The organism is Nissabacter archeti, from assembly GCF_018257325.1.
GTDB lineage: Bacteria > Pseudomonadota > Gammaproteobacteria > Enterobacterales > Enterobacteriaceae > Chimaeribacter > Chimaeribacter arupi.
Genome location: NZ_JAERKB010000007.1, coordinates 115439 through 134793, shown reverse-complemented (window position 1 = coordinate 134793; position 19355 = coordinate 115439). Strand labels below are relative to the sequence as shown.

19 protein-coding genes and 1 pseudogene are annotated in these 19355 nt (G+C 57.0%); 11 read left to right on the top strand and 9 right to left on the bottom strand.

Going from position 1 to position 19355, the window contains the following annotated elements; translation table 11 throughout:
• Positions 1–58: 58 nt before the first annotated feature.
• The 4 genes from JK232_RS10980 to JK232_RS10965 all read left to right on the top strand — a co-directional run bounded on the left by JK232_RS10980 (position 59) and on the right by JK232_RS10965 (position 5273).
• Entirely contained in the window at positions 59–1564 is a 1506-nt protein-coding gene (locus tag JK232_RS10980) for an MFS transporter (protein ID WP_212589180.1), read from the top strand.
• 263 nt (positions 1565–1827) lie between these two features.
• Positions 1828–2979 (top strand): porin, encoded by a 1152-nt coding sequence (locus tag JK232_RS10975; RefSeq protein WP_072929296.1) that lies wholly within the window; start codon positions 1828–1830, stop codon positions 2977–2979.
• Positions 2980–3150: 171 nt separating this feature from the next.
• The gene (locus tag JK232_RS10970) at positions 3151–4695 is read left to right on the top strand and encodes a methyl-accepting chemotaxis protein (RefSeq protein WP_212589179.1); all 1545 of its coding nucleotides are present in this window, start codon (positions 3151–3153) and stop codon (positions 4693–4695) included.
• A 164-nt stretch (positions 4696–4859) separates the two neighbouring features.
• Positions 4860–5273 carry a YybH family protein gene (locus JK232_RS10965; protein WP_101828161.1) on the top strand — a complete coding sequence of 138 codons (414 nt, stop codon included), beginning with the start codon at positions 4860–4862 and terminating at the stop codon, positions 5271–5273.
• On the opposite strand, the gene JK232_RS10960 is transcribed toward JK232_RS10965, so the two are convergent.
• Positions 5268–5690 (bottom strand): GNAT family N-acetyltransferase, encoded by a 423-nt coding sequence (locus JK232_RS10960; protein ID WP_101854539.1) that lies wholly within the window; start codon positions 5688–5690, stop codon positions 5268–5270. The two genes, JK232_RS10965 and JK232_RS10960, sit on opposite strands and share 6 nt — an antisense overlap.
• A 169-nt stretch (positions 5691–5859) precedes the next feature.
• Between JK232_RS10960 and JK232_RS10955 the strand changes: the two genes are divergently transcribed.
• Entirely contained in the window at positions 5860–6588 is a 729-nt protein-coding gene (locus JK232_RS10955; RefSeq protein WP_212589178.1) for a 2-phosphosulfolactate phosphatase, read from the top strand.
• 33 nt (positions 6589–6621) lie between these two features.
• Here the strand turns inward: JK232_RS10955 and JK232_RS10950 are convergent, their stop codons facing one another.
• Together JK232_RS10950 and JK232_RS10945 are read right to left on the bottom strand one after the other, a co-directional pair.
• Positions 6622–7422, bottom strand: a complete 801-nt coding sequence (locus tag JK232_RS10950; protein ID WP_072929286.1) for a glucose 1-dehydrogenase — start codon at positions 7420–7422, stop codon at positions 6622–6624.
• Positions 7423–7676: 254 nt separating this feature from the next.
• Positions 7677–8444, bottom strand: a complete 768-nt coding sequence (locus JK232_RS10945) for an SDR family NAD(P)-dependent oxidoreductase (RefSeq protein ID WP_212589177.1) — start codon at positions 8442–8444, stop codon at positions 7677–7679.
• 157 nt (positions 8445–8601) lie between these two features.
• Between JK232_RS10945 and JK232_RS10940 the strand changes: the two genes are divergently transcribed.
• Both JK232_RS10940 and sugE read left to right on the top strand, forming a co-directional pair.
• Positions 8602–9504, top strand: a complete 903-nt coding sequence (locus JK232_RS10940) for an AraC family transcriptional regulator (protein WP_212589176.1) — start codon at positions 8602–8604, stop codon at positions 9502–9504.
• A gap of 99 nt (positions 9505–9603) precedes the next feature.
• Positions 9604–9918, top strand: coding sequence for a quaternary ammonium compound efflux SMR transporter SugE (gene sugE, locus JK232_RS10935; RefSeq protein ID WP_072929280.1), 315 nt, complete (start codon positions 9604–9606; stop codon positions 9916–9918).
• Here the strand turns inward: sugE and JK232_RS10930 are convergent.
• On the bottom strand, positions 9915–10517 hold the full coding sequence (locus JK232_RS10930; RefSeq protein ID WP_101828165.1) for a helix-turn-helix domain-containing protein: 603 nt from the start codon (positions 10515–10517) through the stop codon (positions 9915–9917). The two genes, sugE and JK232_RS10930, sit on opposite strands and share 4 nt — an antisense overlap.
• A gap of 43 nt (positions 10518–10560) precedes the next feature.
• Here JK232_RS10930 and JK232_RS10925 point away from each other — a divergent pair, with 43 nt between their 5' ends.
• Positions 10561–11268 carry a B3/B4 domain-containing protein gene (locus tag JK232_RS10925; RefSeq protein ID WP_072929276.1) on the top strand — a complete coding sequence of 236 codons (708 nt, stop codon included), beginning with the start codon at positions 10561–10563 and terminating at the stop codon, positions 11266–11268.
• A 152-nt stretch (positions 11269–11420) separates the two neighbouring features.
• A complete protein-coding gene (locus tag JK232_RS10920) occupies positions 11421–11726 on the top strand; it encodes a putative quinol monooxygenase (RefSeq protein ID WP_072929274.1) in 306 nt (101 codons plus the stop codon).
• A gap of 62 nt (positions 11727–11788) precedes the next feature.
• On the opposite strand, the gene JK232_RS10915 is transcribed toward JK232_RS10920, so the two are convergent.
• Entirely contained in the window at positions 11789–12088 is a 300-nt protein-coding gene (locus JK232_RS10915; RefSeq protein ID WP_101828167.1) for a hypothetical protein, read from the bottom strand.
• Between the two features lie 327 nt (positions 12089–12415).
• Here JK232_RS10915 and JK232_RS10910 point away from each other — a divergent pair.
• Positions 12416–12541, top strand: a pseudogene (locus tag JK232_RS10910) (flavodoxin); the annotation flags it as partial.
• 22 nt (positions 12542–12563) lie between these two features.
• Entirely contained in the window at positions 12564–13628 is a 1065-nt protein-coding gene (locus JK232_RS10905; protein WP_212589175.1) for an alpha/beta hydrolase, read from the top strand.
• 212 nt (positions 13629–13840) lie between these two features.
• On the opposite strand, the gene JK232_RS10900 is transcribed toward JK232_RS10905, so the two are convergent.
• The 4 genes from JK232_RS10900 to JK232_RS10885 form a co-directional block, all read right to left on the bottom strand.
• On the bottom strand, positions 13841–15307 hold the full coding sequence (locus JK232_RS10900) for a glycoside hydrolase family 1 protein (protein ID WP_212589174.1): 1467 nt from the start codon (positions 15305–15307) through the stop codon (positions 13841–13843).
• A 219-nt stretch (positions 15308–15526) separates the two neighbouring features.
• A complete protein-coding gene (locus JK232_RS10895) occupies positions 15527–16174 on the bottom strand; it encodes a TetR/AcrR family transcriptional regulator (protein WP_101854535.1) in 648 nt (215 codons plus the stop codon).
• A gap of 48 nt (positions 16175–16222) precedes the next feature.
• The gene (locus tag JK232_RS10890; protein WP_212589173.1) at positions 16223–18208 is read right to left on the bottom strand and encodes a CocE/NonD family hydrolase; all 1986 of its coding nucleotides are present in this window, start codon (positions 18206–18208) and stop codon (positions 16223–16225) included.
• Between the two features lie 133 nt (positions 18209–18341).
• Positions 18342–19349: a zinc-dependent alcohol dehydrogenase family protein gene (locus tag JK232_RS10885; protein WP_101854590.1), complete on the bottom strand. Its 1008-nt coding sequence runs from the start codon at positions 19347–19349 to the stop codon at positions 18342–18344.
• Between the last annotated feature and the right edge of the window lie 6 nt (positions 19350–19355).

The following is a 19355-nucleotide window of genomic DNA, read 5'->3' as shown; positions in this document are numbered from 1 at the left end:
CTGACCTCTGCAATAGCATGGCCGCTATCTGCTCCCTTTTTCAGGCAAAGGCACCCCCATGATACGATTTCGCTTTTCTTCCCCGCACATTGCCGCCGCCCCGGTATTTTTAGCGGCAATGCTGTTACCGCTGAGCTTTACCGGTGGGGTGGTCACGACCCCTGCAATCGGCCATGAACTGGGAGGAAGCCCCGCTTCTCTGGCGTGGCTGACCAATGGGTTTATGCTGACGTTCGGCAGTTTCCTGCTGGCGGCCGGTGTGGCGGCCGATCTCACCGGCAGAAAACGGGTGCTGATCGGCGGGCTGGCCCTGTTTACCCTGAGCTGCCTGCTGATTTATCCGGCGGGCAGCACCCCCGTGGCCGGTGCGCTCAGGGCGGTGCAGGGTATGGCGGCCGCCATGACCTTGGCCGGCGGCAGTGCGGCACTGGCCCGGCTGTATGACGGCCCCGCCCGGGCCCAGGCGTTCAGTCTGCTCGGCACCCTGTTCGGGGCGGGGCTGGCCTTCGGGCCGCTGGTCACCGGCACCATCACCGATCTGTCTGGCTGGCGCGGGGTATACCTGATGCTGGCGCTGCTGTCAGGAATCGCTTTGCTGACCGGGGCGCTTTTTCTGCCGGGTTCGGCAAAACCGCCCCGGCAAAAAACCGACATCGCCGGGATTGTCCTGTTTAGTACGGCCCTGATCCTGTTCACCCTGGGGATCATGCTTATCCCGGATCAGGGGCTTTTCTCCCCTGGAGTGATCGGCGTGTTTACCGCGTTTATGCTATTTACCGCAGGGTTTGTTATACGCTGCCAACGCGCAGAGCATCCTGTGTTTGAGCTTTCCCTTTTACGCCATCCACGTTTTGCCGGGGTGTTGCTGCTGCCGGTGGCCACCTGCTACTGCTACGTGGTGCTGCTGATTATTCTTCCCCTGCGTTTCATGGGCGGTGAGGCCTTCAGTGAAACAAAAAGTGCGCTCTTTCTGCTGGCGCTGACGGGGCCGATGCTGGTCTTGCCTTCATTGGCTGCGTTTCTGACCCGGTGGCATACGCCCGGCGTTATTTCTGTCATCGGGTTGGGGGTCTCCACGGCGGGGCTGCTGTTGCTGAGCCAGGTCATGCAAAGCGATAACAGCGCCATGCTTATTCTGGCGATGTTTATCACCGGTGCAGGCGCGGCGCTGCCCTGGGGGCTGATGGATGGGCTGGCCGTCTCTGCCGTGCCTGTTGAGAAGGCCGGCATGGCTGCGGGGTTATTTAATACGGTGCGGGTCGCGGGGGAGGGCATTGCGCTGGCCGTCGTCATGGCATTTCTGGCGATGGTTAATCAGCGGGAGCTGATGGGGGACGTCACCGGCTATCCGCCGGGGGCCATCAAACACGCGGCCACCTGGCTGGGCGGCGGCAATGTTGAACAGGCTGCCCGGCTGCTGCCGGCGGTGCCCCGGCAGGTACTGATGGCCACGTATAACCACGCCTATAGCCTGTTGTTTTATGGCCTGTCGGTGATTACTTTGCTCTCTGCGTGGGGCGTGTGGAAGACTCTGATCCAGCAGAAAGAGCAACCCATGATGTAACAATCAGCCCCCGGCATCACCCAGCCGCCGGCTGACAGAAAAATTTGCGTTAGTGAAAAATAGTCACGCAGGGTGCACAACTTAAGCCAAATATGACAATAAATGAGCATCTTTGTGTTAAAGTAATTCCAAATACATATTTAGTTAACTTTTAAATCATCAAAACATCCACTTCAGGCTGAGTAGATCGATTTACTGTCACAATTCTCACGGTATTATCTGCCCGCAAAACACAGAGCAATTTTAAACAGGGCTATATCATAATGTTAACAACTAAGCGCAAACTCTCCCTGGCCGTTGGCCTGGGGCTGTTGATGGGCAGTACTTCTTTTGTGACGCACGCTGAAGTCACCTTAATCAAACAAGACCCACAGGCCGGTGACCCATTAAGCCGCCTGAACTTCACCGTGGGCGGCAGTATCCGTCCGCAATTCAATAACATGACCGGCGGCGGCGATAACGGCTCCTACAAGCGTAACGGCTTTGACGGCGGCACCCGTTTCCGTTTCCTGGCAGATTACTATCTGTTTGATGATGTCAGCTGGGTCGGTTATTACGAACTGGGCGTGAACATCCCTAAACTGTTCGACTGGGAAAACCACTACGCTGACAACGCGCATGACACCAGCCGCCGTATGCTTTACACCGGTTTCCAGAGCAAAACCTGGGGTAAACTCACCTTTGGTCAGCAAAACAGCGTTTATTACGATGTGGTCGGCTCTAAGACCGATATCTGGGACTATGACATGCTGGCCCAGGCACCGGGCAACGGCATCAACGGTGACTACGACGGCTCCTACCGTTCACGCCAGATGCTGAAATACAAAAACACCTTCGGCAGCACCGATGTGTATGCTTCCTACCTGTTTGAAGATGACGAATACCTGCCGGGCAACGGCCTGCGCTACAAGCGCAAAGGCGGCGGCTCACTGGGGGCGGAATACCACTTCACCAAAGACCTGAGCTGGGGCGCGGCCTGGAACTACACCCGTGCCGACATGCGTGACCACGGCACCGGCGAGTCGAAAACTTACGACCAGAACATCTACGGCACCTCCCTGAGCTGGAAACCGGACAACTGGACCTTCGTGTTCGGCGGCGGTTACTACCAGAACTTCCTGACCACCAAACAGGTGGACGTGGACAACTACTTCGCCGGTGATGCCTGGGGTATCGAATACCTGGCGGGTTACACCTTCCCGGTGGCGCAGTACGGGCTGAAGTCTGTGATGCCGTACGCGATGGGTGACCGTCTGGAGTACGTGAACGGCCGTGATTACCAGCGCATCGACAACGGCGTGGGGATCACCTTCCAGCTCGACTACGGCTTCCGCGTGGATTACGAGCACGTCTTCACGTCCAGCACCGACAACCTCGGCGACATGAACGTGGTGCGCCTGCGCTACGACTTCTGATGCCTGTTCCCCGGTGCCTGCCGGGGAATACCAAAAGCGCGCGCCCTGCGCGCTTTTTTTGAGCAATGCCGCCTTCCCCGCAGTTTCTTAACCCGATCAGCAAAATCGTCTGTAGCTTTTTCACGCCGGGCCGATATTAACCTCGATCATTAATCACACCGGTAAATCACCATGAAAATCTCAACACGCCTTGCGGCTGGATTCGGCCTGTTGGCCCTGCTGCTGGTGCTCTGCGCCGGGGTAGCTGTCAACGCCCTGAACCACGCCCAGGACGGCATGAACGACGTGGTTAACGTCAAAATGAAAAAGTACAAACTGGCGCTGGATATGCGGGACAGCGTGCGGGACATCTCGATTGCCGTGCGTAACCTGGCGCTGCTGACCGACCCGAAAGAGATGGCGCCGGAATGGGAACGGGTGCAGACCCAGAAGCGCCTGTTTATCAAAAACCGGGAGGAGATGGCCCGGATGATGGAAATTGACTCCGTGCCCGCCGGGCGCGAAGCCTTCCGCAAGATCCTGGAAGCCGAAGGCCCGGCGATGGCCGGCTTTGAGAAAGCGGGGCAGCTTGGGCTGCAAAACCTGCAGGAGGAAACCACCACCTACCTGATGAACGTTTCCCGCCCGGCGCAGCGGACGCTGCAAAATGCGCTTAACGCCATGACGGAAGTCCAGCTGAAAAACGCCCAGCGTGCCGTGGCAGAGAGCAGTGATGAGAGCCGCCAGGCCAGTCTCTTCCTGGCGGTGATGGCCGTGGTCTCGTTACTGCTGGCTGCCGGTGTCGGGTACATGACCGTGCGGGTGCTGACGCGCCAGCTGGGCGGTGAACCGGCGCAGGCACAGGCGCTGGCCGCCGCGATTGCCGACGGCGACCTGACCTCCGCCGTCGTGCTGCGCCCCGATGACAGCAGCAGTATGCTGGCTTCGCTGGCCCTGATGCAGACCCGGCTGGGTGAGATTGTGTCGCAGATTAAAGAGACCTCCGCCTCAGTGGCGCTGGCCTCAGATGAAATTGCCCGCGGGAACACCGAGCTTTCTGCCCGTACCGAGCAGCAGGCCGCCGCCTTGCAGGAGACGGCCGCCAGCATGGAGCAGCTCACCGCGACGGTGAAAAGCAATACTGCCGGTGCCACCCACACCGCCGGTGCCGCGCGTGAAACCGCCTCCCTGGCGAGCCACGGCGAGGAGAGTGTGCGCAAGATGACCCAGACGATGGCGGACATCTCCCTCAGCGCCGCGAAAGTGCAGGACATCACCAGCACTATCGAGGGCATCGCCTTCCAGACCAACATCCTGGCGCTGAACGCCGCGGTGGAAGCGGCCCGTGCCGGTGAGCAGGGCCGCGGCTTTGCGGTGGTGGCAGGCGAGGTACGCACGCTGGCACAACGCAGCGCCACTGCCGCCCGTGACATCAAAGGGCTGATTGAGGAAGCCACCGTGTTGGTGCAGGAGGGGGTGAACGTCGCTGACGGCACCGCCACCAGCATCATGAACGTGGTAGGCCGGGTGAACGAGCTGGCTGACTCGATGGATGAGATCGCGCTGGCGTCGAACGAGCAGATGCAGGGCATCTCTCAGGTTAACGTGGCGGTCAGCCAGATGGACGGCGTCACGCAGAGCAACGCCACGCTGGTGGAAGAGTCCACAACGGCCTCCCAGTCCCTGGCGGAGCAGGTGCACGCCCTGCGCGGCATGGTGGAGACCTTCCGCGTATAAAGCGACTTTCTGCGTATCAATCAAAAAGCGGTGGCGATCCCACCGCTTTTTTTATTTCCCCGCTTTGCCCCTTTTACGATCGCCTCACTAAAACGCACCCCATGCTGGCATTCACGCGCTGAATAGGGTAGTCATTACTGGCACCAGCACGAAGGGAGAGAGCGATGCATTCACATCCGATACGGCAGATCATCGAAGCCTGTGACCAGGCGATCTCTGCGAAAGCGTTTGATGCGCTGATGGCGCACTACGCAGAAGACGCCGCGCTGGTGGTGAAGCCGGGCATGGTCGTACGGGGGAAAGAGAACATCCGGAACGCGTTTATCGCTATCTCAGACTACTTTCAGGGGCAGCTGGTGGTGGAACAGGGCGGGATGCAGGTCATTGAGGGCGCGGACAATGCCCTGGTGATTATGGAAACCCTGCTGCGCTTTCCAGACGGGCAGGGCGGCACGGTGGAAACCACCCGGCGTGCGACCTACGTCTTCCGGCAGGAGCATGACGGCCGCTGGCTATGCACAATCGATAACTCTTACGGGACATCCCTGCTGGACGCTGCGCCGGGCGGCGCGTTATAGCAATTCCGGCTTGGTCAGGTAGTGCCGCTGGATGCCCGGTTCAGGGAAATCGGGCAAAGACATCTGCAGCAGATAACCCTGTTTCACATAGAAGGGCAGGGCCTGAAAGCTGAAGGTATCCACCAGCGCATGGCGGCACCCTGTGCGCACGCCTTCCTGTTCCGCCAGCGCGACCAGCTGACTGCCCAGGCCGGTGCCTCTGAGGTGTTCGCTCACCCAGAGGTAATCGATACAGAGCCAGACCCCTTTTCTTGACGCAATCAGGCCGCCCGTCATGTCACCGGCGTTATTCCTGGCATAAACACCAAATTGCCCCCAATCGCGGGTGTCAATGAATTGGCGGTTGTAGCCCCGTAGCCCGCTAAAAAGTGCTTCCCTGTCGGTGTCTGTGACCTCAGGGACGACGGTCAGTTTCATGCTTTATGCCTTTTTCTGAGAGTAATGATTTAATATCAAAGCGTTGAGCAGGTTTGTCAATGTGCCGGGCAGGGATAACCGGGGCTATCCGGCACACTTAGGTTACAAGGCACCCCGGCTTGAAGTTGAACATAGCGCCAACATCTCCACTTAATGCGGAAAAAATGTCATGACATGGTTCAGTCAGCAGGGGTTTGAGGTGCGTCTGGAGTGGGGCTTACCGGCGGTGGAGTATCTCGCCGGTGAGGTGGACTGCGTCGTCATTGTGGATGTGATGTCATTTTCAACCTGCGTCAGCCTGGCGGTGGATAACGGTGCCCGGATTTACCCTTACCCGTGGAAAGACGCTTCTGCGCGGGAGTATGGGCTGAAGATCGGGGTGAATACCGCCGGCGTTGACCGGCGGTTCAGCGGCAAAGGGTATAGCCTGTCACCGGCGTCGATCCGCTCGATAAGCGCCGGTGAAAGCCTGATCCTCCCTTCTCCGAATGGGTCGGCCATTTCATTCAGGGCAAGGGACAAGGGGATCGCGGTGTTCAGCGGCTGCTTCAGGAACCTCGTTGCGACGGCGGAGGCCTGCGGCCACTATAAACGCATCCTGCTGATCCCGTGCGGGGAGCGCTGGCCGGACGGCAGCCTGCGCCCCTCGGTGGAGGACTACGTGGCCGCCGGCGGCATTATTACCGCATTGGGGCGCGAACAGACCTCGCCGGAAGCGCAGGCGGCGGCAGTGGCTTACCAGCATTACCGGAAACAGGGGCCTGCCCTGTTGCAGGCGTGTGCATCCGCTGCCGAGCTTCGGCAACGGGGCTTTGAAGAGGATGTCGCGCTGTGCCTGGAACTGGATGCAGGCAAACACGCGTGCCGCCTGCACGGGGATTTTTACACAGCTGCTTAAAGCAGCCATTTCCCTTTATTGCCTGTGCTTTCCTCAGCCGTTATCCCGGAAGGCCGGGTAAAGGCTCATGCCGCCATCCACAAACAGGGTGGTGCCGTGCACATAATCTGACAGATCGCTCGCCAGCCAGACCACCGCATTCGCCACATCCTCCGGCGCGCCGACGCGGCCGTAAGGGATCAGCTCCAGCACTTTCTCCCCGGCCTCGCCTTGCAGCGTCTCTTCATTGATCGCTGTTTTGATCGCGCCGGGGGCGACGGCGTTCACCCGGATGTGCTCCTCGCCCACTTCCTGCGCGATGCTTCTCATCAGCAAATCAATGCCGCCTTTCGACGCGGCATAATTGACATGCCCCGCCCAGGGGATCACCTGATGCACTGAGCTCATGTGGATGATTTTCCCCCTGGCACGGCTCAGCGCAGCATTGGCCTCCTGTCGGCGGAACTGGCGCAGCGCGGCGCGCGCGCAGAGAAATTGCCCGGTCAGGTTGACGTCAATCACCTTATTCCAGTCCGCCAGCGTCATCTCACCGACAGGCGCATCTTTTTGCAGCCCGGAGTTGGCCACCAGAATATCCAGCCTGCCGAAGGCATTAATCGTCTGGTCAAAGAGCGCCTCCACGTCCGCCTCGCGGGAGACGTCGCCCCCTACGGCGATGGCCTGCCCACCGCGCTCGCGAAGGCGGGCAGCCAGTGACTCTGCGGGTTCCTGCTGGCTGTGGTAGTTAATCACCACCGCCGCCCCGGCCTGTGCCAACGCCTCAGCGCAGGCGTAACCCAGGCCGGAACTGGCCCCGGTGACTAACGCCACCTGTTTTTCAAGTGATACGATCATGTACGCTCCTTCCGGTTTCAGGTTCTGCTGACCCTCGCTTTTCAGGCCACCTGTTTATGATAGTGGGCTTCGTTAACCTTACGCGCTGAAATGGCGTAAATCTGGCTGCCTGCCGCCGCGAAATGGTTGCTTAGCCTATTATTAATTACAACATACTTTAGCCTGCTCATTATTCCATTTCAGCAATAGCGTCATCAGCAGGTACAAAGCCAGGCACGGCCACAGGGCAACCTGGCCGTGCCTTTTTGCCGGGATTATAAAAACATACCGCCGGATGCCTCGATGCGCTGGGCATTGACCCAGCGGCCTGCCTCAGAGAGCAGGGCGGCGATCAGCGGCCCGATGTCCTCAGGCACGCCCGCCCGGCCCAGCGCGGTGGCCCCGGCCACAAACGCGTTAACCTCCGGGTTGTCGCGTACCCGCCCGTTACTGAAATCGGTCTGGATTGCGCCCGGTGCCACCGTGTTTACCGTGATGCGCCTCGGCCCCAGCTCTTGCGCCTGATAACGCGTCAACACCTCAAGTGCGCCTTTCAACGCGGCATAGGGGCCGCTTTGCGGCACGCAGAAACGCGTCAGGCCGCTGGAAATGTTCACAATCCGCCCGCCGTCGTTGAGAAGCGGCAGCAGGGTTTGCGTCAGGAAAAACACGCCTTTGAAATTCACTGCAAACAGCCGGTCCAGCGCCTGTTCCGTGGTCTGTGCCAGCGTAGAGTGGTGCGCAATACCGGCATTGTTCACCAGATAATCAAGGCGATCCGCGCCCCAGCCGGTAAGCGCCTGTTGCACCGAGACGGCAAACGCGCCGAAGGTGTCACAGGCCCCGGTGTCCAGCGGCAGGGCGAGGGCGTCGGCACCCGCCTGCCGGGCGGCGTCAATGACGTGGCGCGCCTCATCATACCGGGTGTGGTAGGTGAAAAGGCTCGATACGCCACGGGCAGCCAGCGCCAGTACGGTGCTGCGGCCGAGGCCCCGGCTGCCGCCGGTGACCAGTGCGATAGGGGAATGGGGGGTTTTGTGCATGATTGTTCTCCGAATCAGGGGGAAGGCTTACTCTATGCCCGGCTGCCGGGCGGCGTAATACCTGAACCTGCCTGGTTCTTGCCTGATCCTGCCCGGCGTGGTACTTCCTGTCAGGACAGCGCAACAGGCGTTTTACGGCACCGCAACAGGAGTGAGAATGCAGGCACTGGATGAGTTACGGGCAAGGGTGTGCAAACAGATTGCCCGGCTGGGCGGCGCCAGCCCGTTTTATACCGCCGTTGAGGGGATGATCATGTTGCAGGCAAAAACCGAACGGCACCCCACGCACCTGATCCACAAACCGGCGCTGTGCATAGTGGTGCAGGGGGAAAAGTGGACGGCGTTTGGTGAGCGGAAACTGACGTACCGCGCCGGGCAGGCGATGGTGGTGAGCCTGGAGATGCCGGGCATGAGCCAGGTGGTGGAGGGCGATGCCGGAACGCCCTATTTAAGCCTGGTGCTGACGCTGGATCAGGCCATCATGCGCGAGGTCTGTGAAACCCTGCCTGCGCTGCCCCCGCCACCGCAGGACACCGGTGCCTTTGTGGTCGATCTTGATGCGCCGCTGCTGGCGTGCGCGGCCCGCGCGGTGAGCCTGCTGGAGACCCCCGACGCCATACCGCTGCTTTATCCGGGCATCATGCGGGAGATCGGTTACTGGCTGCTGACCGGGCCGCAGGGCGGCATGCTGGCGCAGCGGATCACCGGCACCGGGATGCAGCGCCGGATGGCCGGGGTGCTGCACGCCCTGCGGGCGCAGTTTAGCGAGCCGGTACGCATCAACGATTTGGCGGCCATCGCCGGCCTTAGCCCGTCGGCGTTCCATCGCCATTTCCGCGCGCTGACCGGGATGACCCCGCTGAACTTCCAGAAACAGCTCCGCCTGATGGAAGCGCGGCGGCTGATGATGGCCGGCAATATCTCCGCCGAATCCGCCGCTTTTTCAGTGGGCTACGCCAGCGCGTCACAATTCAGCCGCGAGTATGCCCGCCTGTTTGGCGCGCCGCCCCGGCGTGACATCGGCCGCCTCTTATCAGCCAACGGGCATGAAACCCGCTGAAAAAATGATTATAGTGATCGCCTGCATCTGAGCCGGGGACGACCCCGGTTTCCTGTCTTTCACGTCCGGGACGGCCCGGCGCTTACAGAGGGCGCCGTTATGGCCTGGATTCTGTTAATCATTGCGGGATTGTTTGAAGTCGTCTGGTCGTTTGCCATGAAGCAGTCACACGGCTTTACCCGGCTTGGCCCGTCCGTAGTGACGCTGGTGGCAATGCTGATCAGCTTCGCCTTGCTGGCCATTGCCATGAGATCGCTGCCGCTCGGCACCGCGTACACCCTGTGGACGGGCATTGGTGCGGTGGGCGCGTTTGTGGCGGGCCTGCTGTTTCTGGGGGAACCGGCCAGCCCGATGCGCATTGCGGCAGCGGTGCTGATTATCGCCGGTCTGGTGATGATGAAACTCTCAAGTTAGGCGTGTAGTTCCGTCACGCTCAGCGTGAACACCAGCGGCTCATCGCCGTGGTTGGCGTACTGGTGCGGCAGGTCAGTTTTGGCCACTGCGGCGTTGCCGGCCGCGATGGTCAGCGGCGTGTCGCCTACCTGGAACGCCAGCACGCCTTGCTCAACGTGGAACAGCTCTACCGTGCCGGGCGGGTGGCCGGGCGAGGAGAAGACCTCGCCGGGGAACAGCTCCCAGCGCCATAGCTCGATCATGTCCGGCCCCTGGGTGCCCGCCAGCAACCGCGCCGAGCCGCCTGCCGGGCCGCGCCACAGCACCGGCATCTCCTCTTGGGTGATCAGGTGCGCGACGGGGGTATCCGCCACGTTGACGATGTCCGCCACCGACAGCCCCAGGGCCGCGGCGATCTTACACAGAATGGCGATGCTGGGGTTGGCGGTGCCTTTTTCGATCTCCACCAGCATGCCTTTACTGACGCCGGCGCGGCGCGACAGCTCATCCAGCGAGAGTTTCCGGCCGGTGCGGCAGGTTTTTATCCGGCGGGAAACCGCCTCGCTGACCTGCTGGACATCAGCGCCCGGCCCGGTCGGTTTATTGACTTTTTTGGTCATCGGTCATTATCATGTAATAAATTAGTCACTACAGGATTATCCGATGTTTACCGTTCAGCCGTCAATCGATCCCGCACTCGCTGCCATTGCGCCCGGCTTCCGCGCCCTGAGCATTACGGTGGAGGCCGCGCCGCTGCGGCATCCGGAGGTGGCAGACGCCGCCCTGGCCGATGCGTGCCGCGCTGTCACCGCCGGGGAAGCCCCCTGGGCAGAGGCCCACCTCGCCGCCTGGGCGGAGGTGTTTAAACGCTTTGGTGCCAAACCGAAACGCACGCCCTGTTCTGCCGAGGCACTGCGCAAGCGCGTCGCGCGCGACGGCAACGTGCCGGGCATCGACCCGGTGGTGGATCTCTATAACGCGGTGAGCATCCGTTTTGCCATCCCGGTCGGCGGTGAGAATATTGCGGCTTACCACGGCGCACCGCGCCTGACGCTGGCTGACGGCACGGAGCTGTTTGATACCGTGAAAGAGGGCGAACCGGCGCACGAGTCCCCGGAGCCGGGGGAAGTTATCTGGCGGGATGACACCGGCGTGACCTGCCGCCGCTGGAACTGGCGGCAGGGCGTGCGGACCCGCCTGGACGCCAACGCAACGCAGATGTGGTTTATCCTGGAAAGCCTGCCGGAGATGCCGCTGGAGGCGCTGAACGCCGCCGGTGAGATGCTGGTCACCGGGCTGCAACAGATGATGCCCGGCGCGGTTATCGGGAAACAGCTGATCGGGTTCACGCAGCCGGATGCCGGCCACTAAAAAGTGACAGCGTCACGCTTGGGGCGCAATAAGCCCGGCAGGCGCAATACGTCCGGCAAGCTCAATAAGATAAGCGCCGGCCGCCGGATGCTGCTTTACTGTATGGGCATTGTTATTGATTTTGGTCATATTGTTAACCAGAGGAGAACCCCATGACAGTCCCCGTCGTTGCCATTTTTGAAGTGAACGTAGGTGCAGAAGAGACGGTAGAAGCGCTGTTCCGTGGCGTGATTGAGACCACGCTGACGGAAGAAGGGTGCATCAGCTATCAGTTAAACCGTGACGCAGAAAACCCGCGCCGTTTTGTGTGGACGGAAGAGTGGGCCAGCCGCGAGCTGCTGCAAAAACACATTGAAGCACCGCACATTGCTGCCCTGTTTGAGGCGCTGCCGCAATACCTGACCAGTTCTGAAGTCATCGCGCTGACCCCGATTGCGGGCGGCAAAGCGCAGGGCTGACAGGTCAAGCCAGCCTGTTGTGCTCATGAAGCCCGGTTCGCCGGGCTTCATGCTGCTGCCGGTTACCGTTTGCCGCGCTCCACCGAGGCTGACCAGTTAAAATCACTGACTTCACTTGCCGTCAGCGCTGAGGGTTTCTTTTTCCGTACCGGCTTTTTGGCCGCTTTCGCTTTCTCTTTCGCCAGTTTCTCAGCCATCACCGTTTCCCTGGCCTCGGCAATCAGCTCTTTCTCTTTCTTGCTGTCCGGCGCTTTGCCGGTGCGTAACTGATATTTTTGTACCCGTTCCCTGACCATCTCATCCACGGCCAGCCGCTCGTCAGCCGTAAACTGATCGATTGAAATCATCTTTTTATCTTTCATCGCGTTCGCCTAAGAGTGAATTGTCCTGCCCAGCTTAGTGGATAGCCGCCCCACTGAGAACCAGAATCAGACTGATGAGCCGCTTTCATAGCGGCTATGCGCGCGCAAGGGATTATCTCCCGGCCGGTTCCCCTTAGGATACCCCTCTTTCTAACGCCGATTTTCGTTTTCTTTTTTATGAACAGCATCCGTGCTGTTGCCTCTGTTCACCTTCCATGGGTTAAGGAAAAGGGAGCCATCATGAGCCGTCAACCAAACCCGCTTTCCCCTGATACCTCCCCACCGATGCCGGGACGCCGCAAACAGCTGATGGCCGGGTGGTGTACCAGCGGCGATATCCTTGCCCGTCTCGCCCCAACTGCCCGCCGGGAAAAACCGCTGGTCATTGAATGCGACCAGGAGCGGAGAACCACAGAAACGGTCACCAGTTGGTTAGAGACGATACGCGGCTGATTTTTTATAAGAGGAAATTACATTGAAGACACTTTTAAAAACGCTGGCCATCTGCGTGATGGCGGGTGGCCTGGTGGCTCAGTCGGTATATGCCGCGCCATTGGTTATTCAGGAACAGGGAAGCTTTTCTGCTGGTGGTACCATCATCACTGCACCGGGGACGTTTGACGCGAAAAAGCCGCTGGACTCTGCCGGTCAAACTTATCATGGCGATCATGCGTCTGTGTTCTACCAAATCCCGGAGAATCCGCATAAATACCCTATTGTCATGTTGCATGGTGCAGGTCAGTTCTCCCGTACCTGGGAAAGCACCCCGGATGGCCGCGAAGGGTTCCAGAACATCTTCCTGCGTTGTGGCTTCTCAACTTATCTTGTCGATCAGCCGCGTCGGGGCAGCGCCGGGCGCACGACTGTGGAAGGGACTGTTACGCCAAAACCGGATGAGCAGATGTGGTTTAACCAGTTCCGCGTTGGCGTGTGGCCTGAGTATTTTAAAGGCGTCCAGTTCTCTCACGACAAAGAAGCCCTGAACCAGTACTTCCGTCAGATGACCCCGAATACCGGGCCGTTTGATATCAAGGTTATCTCCGGTGCGATGTCCGCCGTCGTGGACAAATCCGGCCCGGCTATCCTCTTCACCCACTCTCAGGGGGGCGGGCCAGGCTGGTACACGGCGATGAAAAACGACAAGGTCAAAGCCATTGTCGCCTTCGAGCCTGGCAGCAGCTTTGTCTTCCCGGAAAAAGAACTCCCAGCCCCTATGCCAAGTGCGTTCGACACGCTGAAAGGTGAGCCTGTGCCGATGGAACAGTTTATGGCGCTGACTAACATCCCGATTCTGATTATTTACGGCGATAACATCCCGGATAAGCCTGTTGCCATGCCCGCACAGGACAGTTGGCGGGTACGGCTGGCGATGGCTCGTGAGTGGCGTGACGTGGTGAACAAGCATGGCGGGGATGTAACGGTTACGCACCTGCCCGAGATAGGAATCAAAGGGAATACCCACTTCCCGTTCTCTGACCTGAATAATGTGCAGATTGCTGATTTGGTGAGTCAGTTTTTGAAGGAAAAGGATTTGCAATAGAAAACGGTAGTAGTGAGCCTTCATGAGTAAAGGCTCACTATAAGCATCGGCTTTATCAAAAAATAAAATGGGAACGTGATGGTCTGCTTTGAGCGATGAGCGGACCTTCATCAGAAACTGCTCACAATAAGCTACAGCTCATCAGATTCAGTTAATTTTAATTAATGCCTGGCTGACCAAGCCAGGCTAACAGAATGCTTTCGATTCAGAAGTTAATTTGCCGCTTTACAGTCAGCATCGCGGATATTTTCACCGCGGATGATTTTTCCATAGATTTCCGCACTGAGTTTTGGTGTACGCTTCTGGGTATCATAGTCCACGAATATCATGCCAAAGCGGCTTTTATAGCCACTCAACCATTCCAGATTGTCATGACTGGACCAGACGTGATAACCCTGTACATTAGCCCCCCTTGCAATCGACTCCCTCATTGCATGGATGTGGTCTACCAGATACAGGCAGCGGTTTACATCGTTCACTTTTCCATTCGTCAACTGATCTTCACCCTCAAACCCTGCACCATTTTCTGTAATGATGACCGGTGGATTGCCGTACTCATCACGCACGCGCTCAAGCAGGGCGGAAAACTGATCGGGTCTTACTGCGCCATTGAAGGCGAGCTTTTCATTTTTCGGGAAGATTATTTCGGGCGAATAGACTTCTGAAGCATTTTTCTGATGGCGAATAAAGAAAGGGGCATAGTAATTAATGCCCAGAAAACCCAGGCCCGCTTCATGAATGCGTTTTGCATCTCCAGGCTGGACGTCAATATTCAGGTGTCGGTCTGCTGCCAGCTTAAGTACATCGGCCGGATAGCTTCCTTTGTACATGGCATCAAGGAACCAGCGATTAAGAATGCCGTCAACAAGACGGGCATCAGCTTTATCTTCATCCGATGCGTTCTCTGTTGTCAATACCGGGAAAAATGGCAGAGCAATTCCCAGCCTGCCTTTGTAGCCTTTAGCTTTAAAACTCTCCGCTGCTGCTGCGGAGGCCAGCAGAATATGGTTATAGGACTTCAGAGAAGTTTCGAGATAGGGACCAGCAGGAACAATAGGAGGGAGTGTAAGCTCCTCACCTTTCAGCCGTTTCTCGGCCATGATTTTTGTTGCAACTTCAACGGTTGGTTCATTAATCAGTACAAACTGGTCAACCTGATCGGAAAAGTTAGCAAATATAACCTCAGCATAACGTTGAAACCATTCCACCGACTCCCGGTTTTCCCATCCCCCCGCAGCAGACAGCGACTCAGGCATATCCCAGTGGTACAGAGTTACCAGAGGCTTTATTCCAGCAGCCTTTAAGTCGGTAATAAACTGCCGATAGTGCGCAACTGCCCCCAAATTTACGGGCCCCTGCCCGTCCGGGATAATACGTGTCCAGGCGATAGAGAAGCGGTAGCTGTTCAGCCCGAGCTCTTTGAACAGCTGGATATCTTTTAGGTACTGATCACGGTCGTAAAAGTTTATGGCAACGCTCCCCGATATGCCGGGGCCGGCCAGGTGCTTCTCATCAAGATAGTAATCCCATACAGACCGGCCTTTACCGTCTTTATTTGTTGCTCCCTCAACCTGATAGGCAGCTGAAGCCGCCCCCCACAGAAAATTATCAGGAACGTCAGCTGCAATGGCCATGTTCATTACTGCAGTCATACCTAACGCCAGCATTCCGTTTTTCATCGCTTACTCCTCTTTTGACATAATCGGGCTAATAAAAATTTTATGATGTCCCGACGAGTAAAACCGGAACGGGCATCACGTATAGCAGCAATATATCATCAACCGATGATATATTGCGTGGGCGTTTTGTTTTTTTACGGGTTTGCCTGCATACATAGCCGGTCTCTTTGAGATGCCACCTGCTAAAAGCATGGCGCACTTATGCGACAGGTCAGTGGTTCAGGAATGTTCAGAGACGACGAACAGACGTATAGCCTCATCAGCAATATCAGAGGCAAGAGAGGTGGATTGAGGAGCATCTGCATCGATCAGACCGGGAGTGATCAAAGGCAACGAAATTGCTGAAATTATCAATGCAAAAGTCAGCGAAGGGTGATTACTTCTGATGATGCCTTTTTCCATTGCCAGTCTGATGACAGGCAGACAGCTGTCACGAAAGGGCGCAACCAGATGCAGGAGAAGGTGTTCAAGCCGTTCGTCGCCTCTCGCCGCCTCGTTAAGCAATAGCGACGGAAACTCTGGAATTTCCACGCTGATAGCGGTCAGGTGGCGGACAAACCGGCGAAATCCTTCAGCAGGATTGATACTGAACGAGTATTCAATTGCCCTGATTTCTGCAAGATGATGCCGTTGCTTATCCAGTAAGTGTTCAAGAACTGCATTCCAGAGAGCAGATTTTGAACCGAAAAGGCGCGCCACAAGAGCCATATCCACACCGGCTTCAGCTGCGATTTTTCGTAATGATGTGCCGTCATAACCGTTTCGGGAAAAAAAACGTGTGGCTACGGGCAGAAGCGCATCCCGCCCTGATACTGCCCCGCCGGGGCGGCGACCCCGAACTGAGGGTCTACTGTCTTGTGAGCTCATGTGATTCCGTCTTTGATAGCACCGGAACAGGCCGGTGCTTTTTTATGATCAAAATACCATGCCCATTTTACTCACAACCGGGATCTGAAGGTAACTGTCATATTTTCCGCCGAAATGAATGACATGCCTGCCTGCATTCCGACTGACAGGTGTAGCTACTTGCTGTTCACTGACAAATGGCAGAAGCGTTGACGCCGGACCTCCAAGGGAGATACTTTTAATTTTCTCACCTGGCATAAAGGTTCCTCCCGAAGCTGGAAGTTCAATGACGGCAGAGCCAAATCCCATGTCAATAGTTGTCGGTGTTGGGCGGTGTGCGGCAATGGTCAGCACCAGTTTTTCACCTGCATGATAAAGCATGCTCATCGGCCAGATACCGATTTCTACGGGTACAATCTCCCCAGGGTGCAATTTCTCTTCACGAGTATGCATGTGGTATGGCTCTGTTTCAGTAGACAGCGATGGATCAAGCGCGCGTTGGGAAACTCTTAATAAACCTGATGCGACTACGGGGCCTTTTACGCCTTCACCCAGCACCCGTTCAAACGGCTTTCCGTCTTTGCTGCGTTTCTGAACGCCCACCTCAAGCTCCATATCATCAGCACCCTGGGCTTCAACCCAGAGCTTCAGTTTCATGTAGCCTGTGAGCTCTGTATCCTGCGTGAAAGTGAAGTGAAGCTCTGTTTTTCCTTCACCAGAAACCTCATAGGACAGAGACGCTGGTATGTTCTGGCTCAAAGGGCTGAGCTGCGCGCCGGAAGTAATAAACAATTTTTTTAGCTGAGTATGGGGCAGTGGCCAGCTCTCTTCAGTCCGGTCAACAATATCTGTACCGCCGTCATCCAGGACGCAAATACGCACGCGGGGGGTGTTCTCCCAGCCATTTTTATGGCCCTTGAGATAATGGTCAAAAAACGCCAGAAGTTCCTGCGAATAGGCGGGCGTATAAAAATCCAGCCATTCGTTTGTGTTATTAACCCGCAGCCACTTTTCTTCTGAAGCTATCTGACGGTACCCGGCAAACGAGCCGTGGGTATGGGCGTGATTGGTGTAGCTTGCGACAACGTATGCCGGGATGCTGATACGCTCAAGCCTTGCCTTTTTATCTTCCCAGTAGGCATCCATCAGCTGCTTTTCCATAATCATCCGGGGCTGATCTTCGACCAGGTTCTCGCCAGCGAAAGATTTGATTATTACTTCAGGAAAAGCTGGCGCGGGTATTCCGCCACGATTGCCCGTCTCTCTGAAGTGATCGACAAATCCTTCCCAGGGCGCGATAGCCGTGAGATGAGGCGGCTGCTCGGCTGCTATAAACCACTGTGAAACAGCAAGCCAGGAGTTTCCCGCCATCCCTATTTTTCCGTTTGACCAAGACTGCTGCGCGGCCCATTCAATAAAATCATAACCGTCTTCTGCCAGCTGCCGTCCCCAGTAAGAAATGTCCCCTTCAGATTTATAAGCCCCACGTGGATCTGGATTCAGAATAACGTAGCCTTCATTGACCCAGAAGGCTGGATCGGGGCCTTCAAACTTCTGAAGTTCTGAGACCCACTCCAGCGGCACGCCGGAGCGCTCGTGTATATCATCCAGCCACTGACCGCCTATCTCTTTTCCATAGGGGCTCCATGCTACCAGGGACGGATATTTCCCTTCCGCTACCGGCCGAAATACGTCCGTATAAATGGTCGTTCCATCACGCATTTTAAGAGCAACGTCCCGCTCAAAGATGATGTCGCAGGGCAGTGGTTTTGCTCCTTCCCTCCGGATGGTTCCTTTTTTGAGCAGAGTGGTGCCGGGAGCAAACCCGGGATAGCGAGCGCGGGGAGCATTGAGAGGCAGCGGACGCCGATACCAGACAGGATAAGCGTTGTCGCCATAAATCTTTGTATTTTGCATGATTCGATTCCCGTGTGTACTGCCGCTCTGCGCAAATGCCAGTCGCGGCATCATCATATGTGTAACGGCCATTCCCACTGCACCCGCCAGTAGAGAGCGTCGGGAAATTTCCAGGCCAGCTGGTTTAACTTTATTCATCACACAATCCTTAAGTCATCACTTGATGATTTAATTTTAAAGAGGATGTTTTACAAGTCAATATGCTTGTTGCCGGAACACGATCGAAACGCATTTTGTGCAAAAAAAAGCCAACTCCCGCAAGCCTGACTTATTAAATCTCTATGACAATTTTACCTGTGTGCTTACCAGCAAGCTGATGCCGGAAAGCGTCCTGCAGCTCCCTTAGCGGTAAAATTTTATCAATAACGGGACGTGCATCAGAGGCTTCAAAAGCGCGGATCATCTCTTTCTGATGCTCACGGCTTCCGACGGTGATGCCCTGGACGGTTAGCTGCTTGCCCATTATTGCCGCCGTAGGGACTTCTCCGGCAATGCCGGTAAATACGCCAATAAGTGTAATTCTGCCACCTATGCGCGCTGCGGCAATTGACTGAGCCAGCGTACCCGGGCCGCCAATTTCAATTACATGATCAACTCCCCGCCCACCGGTGAGTTCGAAGATTTTTTTACCCCAATGCGGCTCTTCGCGGTAATTAACTACACCGGCTACACCCTGATCACGCAACCAGGCCATTTTTTCTTCAGAGGATGACGTGCCCCAGATCCGGGCACCGGTCATTTTTGCCAGCTGCAGGGCAAAAACAGATACGCCCCCGGTGCCCAGGATAAGAACATCTTCTCCTGGGCGCAGCTCGCCTTCGGTAATCAAAGCCCGCCAGGCCGTCAGTGCTGCGGTAGGGAGCGTTGATGCCTCAGCATGCGTCCATCCAGAAGGAGCATGCGTGAAGAAACGGGCGGGTCGGACAACGTATTCCGTGGCATATCCATCAATGCCGTCTCCGGGCGTTCGGCTGAAACCAGCAAGTGGGCACTCTCCTTTATCCCAGTCGGGAAAAAATGTTGATACCACTGCATCCCCGGGTAGAAAATCAGTGACGTCCTCTCCGACGCTTTCGACAGTACCCGCGCCGTCTGACATCAGGATACGACCAGCCTGCGCGGGCAGGATACCCGCAGCGACGTTGTAATCGTGAAAGTTAAGCGAGACATTGTGAATGCGGACACGTATTTCACCTTTGCCGGGCTGACCCGGATCGATAATGTCAGTAAAGACGATATTTTCTACGCCCGCTTCATTTCCAAGAAGTACAGCTTTCATCGTGAA

What these genes read in the sequence shown, in the direction of transcription:
- JK232_RS10895 (WP_101854535.1), bottom strand. Translation starts at nt 16,174, where the DNA reads ATGAGCTCACAAGACAGTAGACCCTCAGTTCGGGGTCGCCGCCCCGGC.
- JK232_RS10930 (WP_101828165.1), bottom strand. Translation starts at nt 10,517, where the DNA reads ATGACCAAAAAAGTCAATAAACCGACCGGGCCGGGCGCTGATGTCCAG.
- sugE (WP_072929280.1), top strand. Translation starts at nt 9,604, where the DNA reads ATGGCCTGGATTCTGTTAATCATTGCGGGATTGTTTGAAGTCGTCTGG.
- JK232_RS10885 (WP_101854590.1), bottom strand. Translation starts at nt 19,349, where the DNA reads ATGAAAGCTGTACTTCTTGGAAATGAAGCGGGCGTAGAAAATATCGTC.
- JK232_RS10940 (WP_212589176.1), top strand. Translation starts at nt 8,602, where the DNA reads ATGCAGGCACTGGATGAGTTACGGGCAAGGGTGTGCAAACAGATTGCC.
- JK232_RS10925 (WP_072929276.1), top strand. Translation starts at nt 10,561, where the DNA reads ATGTTTACCGTTCAGCCGTCAATCGATCCCGCACTCGCTGCCATTGCG.
- JK232_RS10965 (WP_101828161.1), top strand. Translation starts at nt 4,860, where the DNA reads ATGCATTCACATCCGATACGGCAGATCATCGAAGCCTGTGACCAGGCG.
- JK232_RS10950 (WP_072929286.1), bottom strand. Translation starts at nt 7,422, where the DNA reads ATGATCGTATCACTTGAAAAACAGGTGGCGTTAGTCACCGGGGCCAGT.
- JK232_RS10955 (WP_212589178.1), top strand. Translation starts at nt 5,860, where the DNA reads ATGACATGGTTCAGTCAGCAGGGGTTTGAGGTGCGTCTGGAGTGGGGC.
- JK232_RS10960 (WP_101854539.1), bottom strand. Translation starts at nt 5,690, where the DNA reads ATGAAACTGACCGTCGTCCCTGAGGTCACAGACACCGACAGGGAAGCA.
- JK232_RS10900 (WP_212589174.1), bottom strand. Translation starts at nt 15,307, where the DNA reads ATGAAAAACGGAATGCTGGCGTTAGGTATGACTGCAGTAATGAACATG.
- JK232_RS10890 (WP_212589173.1), bottom strand. Translation starts at nt 18,208, where the DNA reads ATGAATAAAGTTAAACCAGCTGGCCTGGAAATTTCCCGACGCTCTCTA.
- JK232_RS10980 (WP_212589180.1), top strand. Translation starts at nt 59, where the DNA reads ATGATACGATTTCGCTTTTCTTCCCCGCACATTGCCGCCGCCCCGGTA.
- JK232_RS10945 (WP_212589177.1), bottom strand. Translation starts at nt 8,444, where the DNA reads ATGCACAAAACCCCCCATTCCCCTATCGCACTGGTCACCGGCGGCAGC.
- JK232_RS10920 (WP_072929274.1), top strand. Translation starts at nt 11,421, where the DNA reads ATGACAGTCCCCGTCGTTGCCATTTTTGAAGTGAACGTAGGTGCAGAA.
- JK232_RS10970 (WP_212589179.1), top strand. Translation starts at nt 3,151, where the DNA reads ATGAAAATCTCAACACGCCTTGCGGCTGGATTCGGCCTGTTGGCCCTG.
- JK232_RS10915 (WP_101828167.1), bottom strand. Translation starts at nt 12,088, where the DNA reads ATGAAAGATAAAAAGATGATTTCAATCGATCAGTTTACGGCTGACGAG.
- JK232_RS10975 (WP_072929296.1), top strand. Translation starts at nt 1,828, where the DNA reads ATGTTAACAACTAAGCGCAAACTCTCCCTGGCCGTTGGCCTGGGGCTG.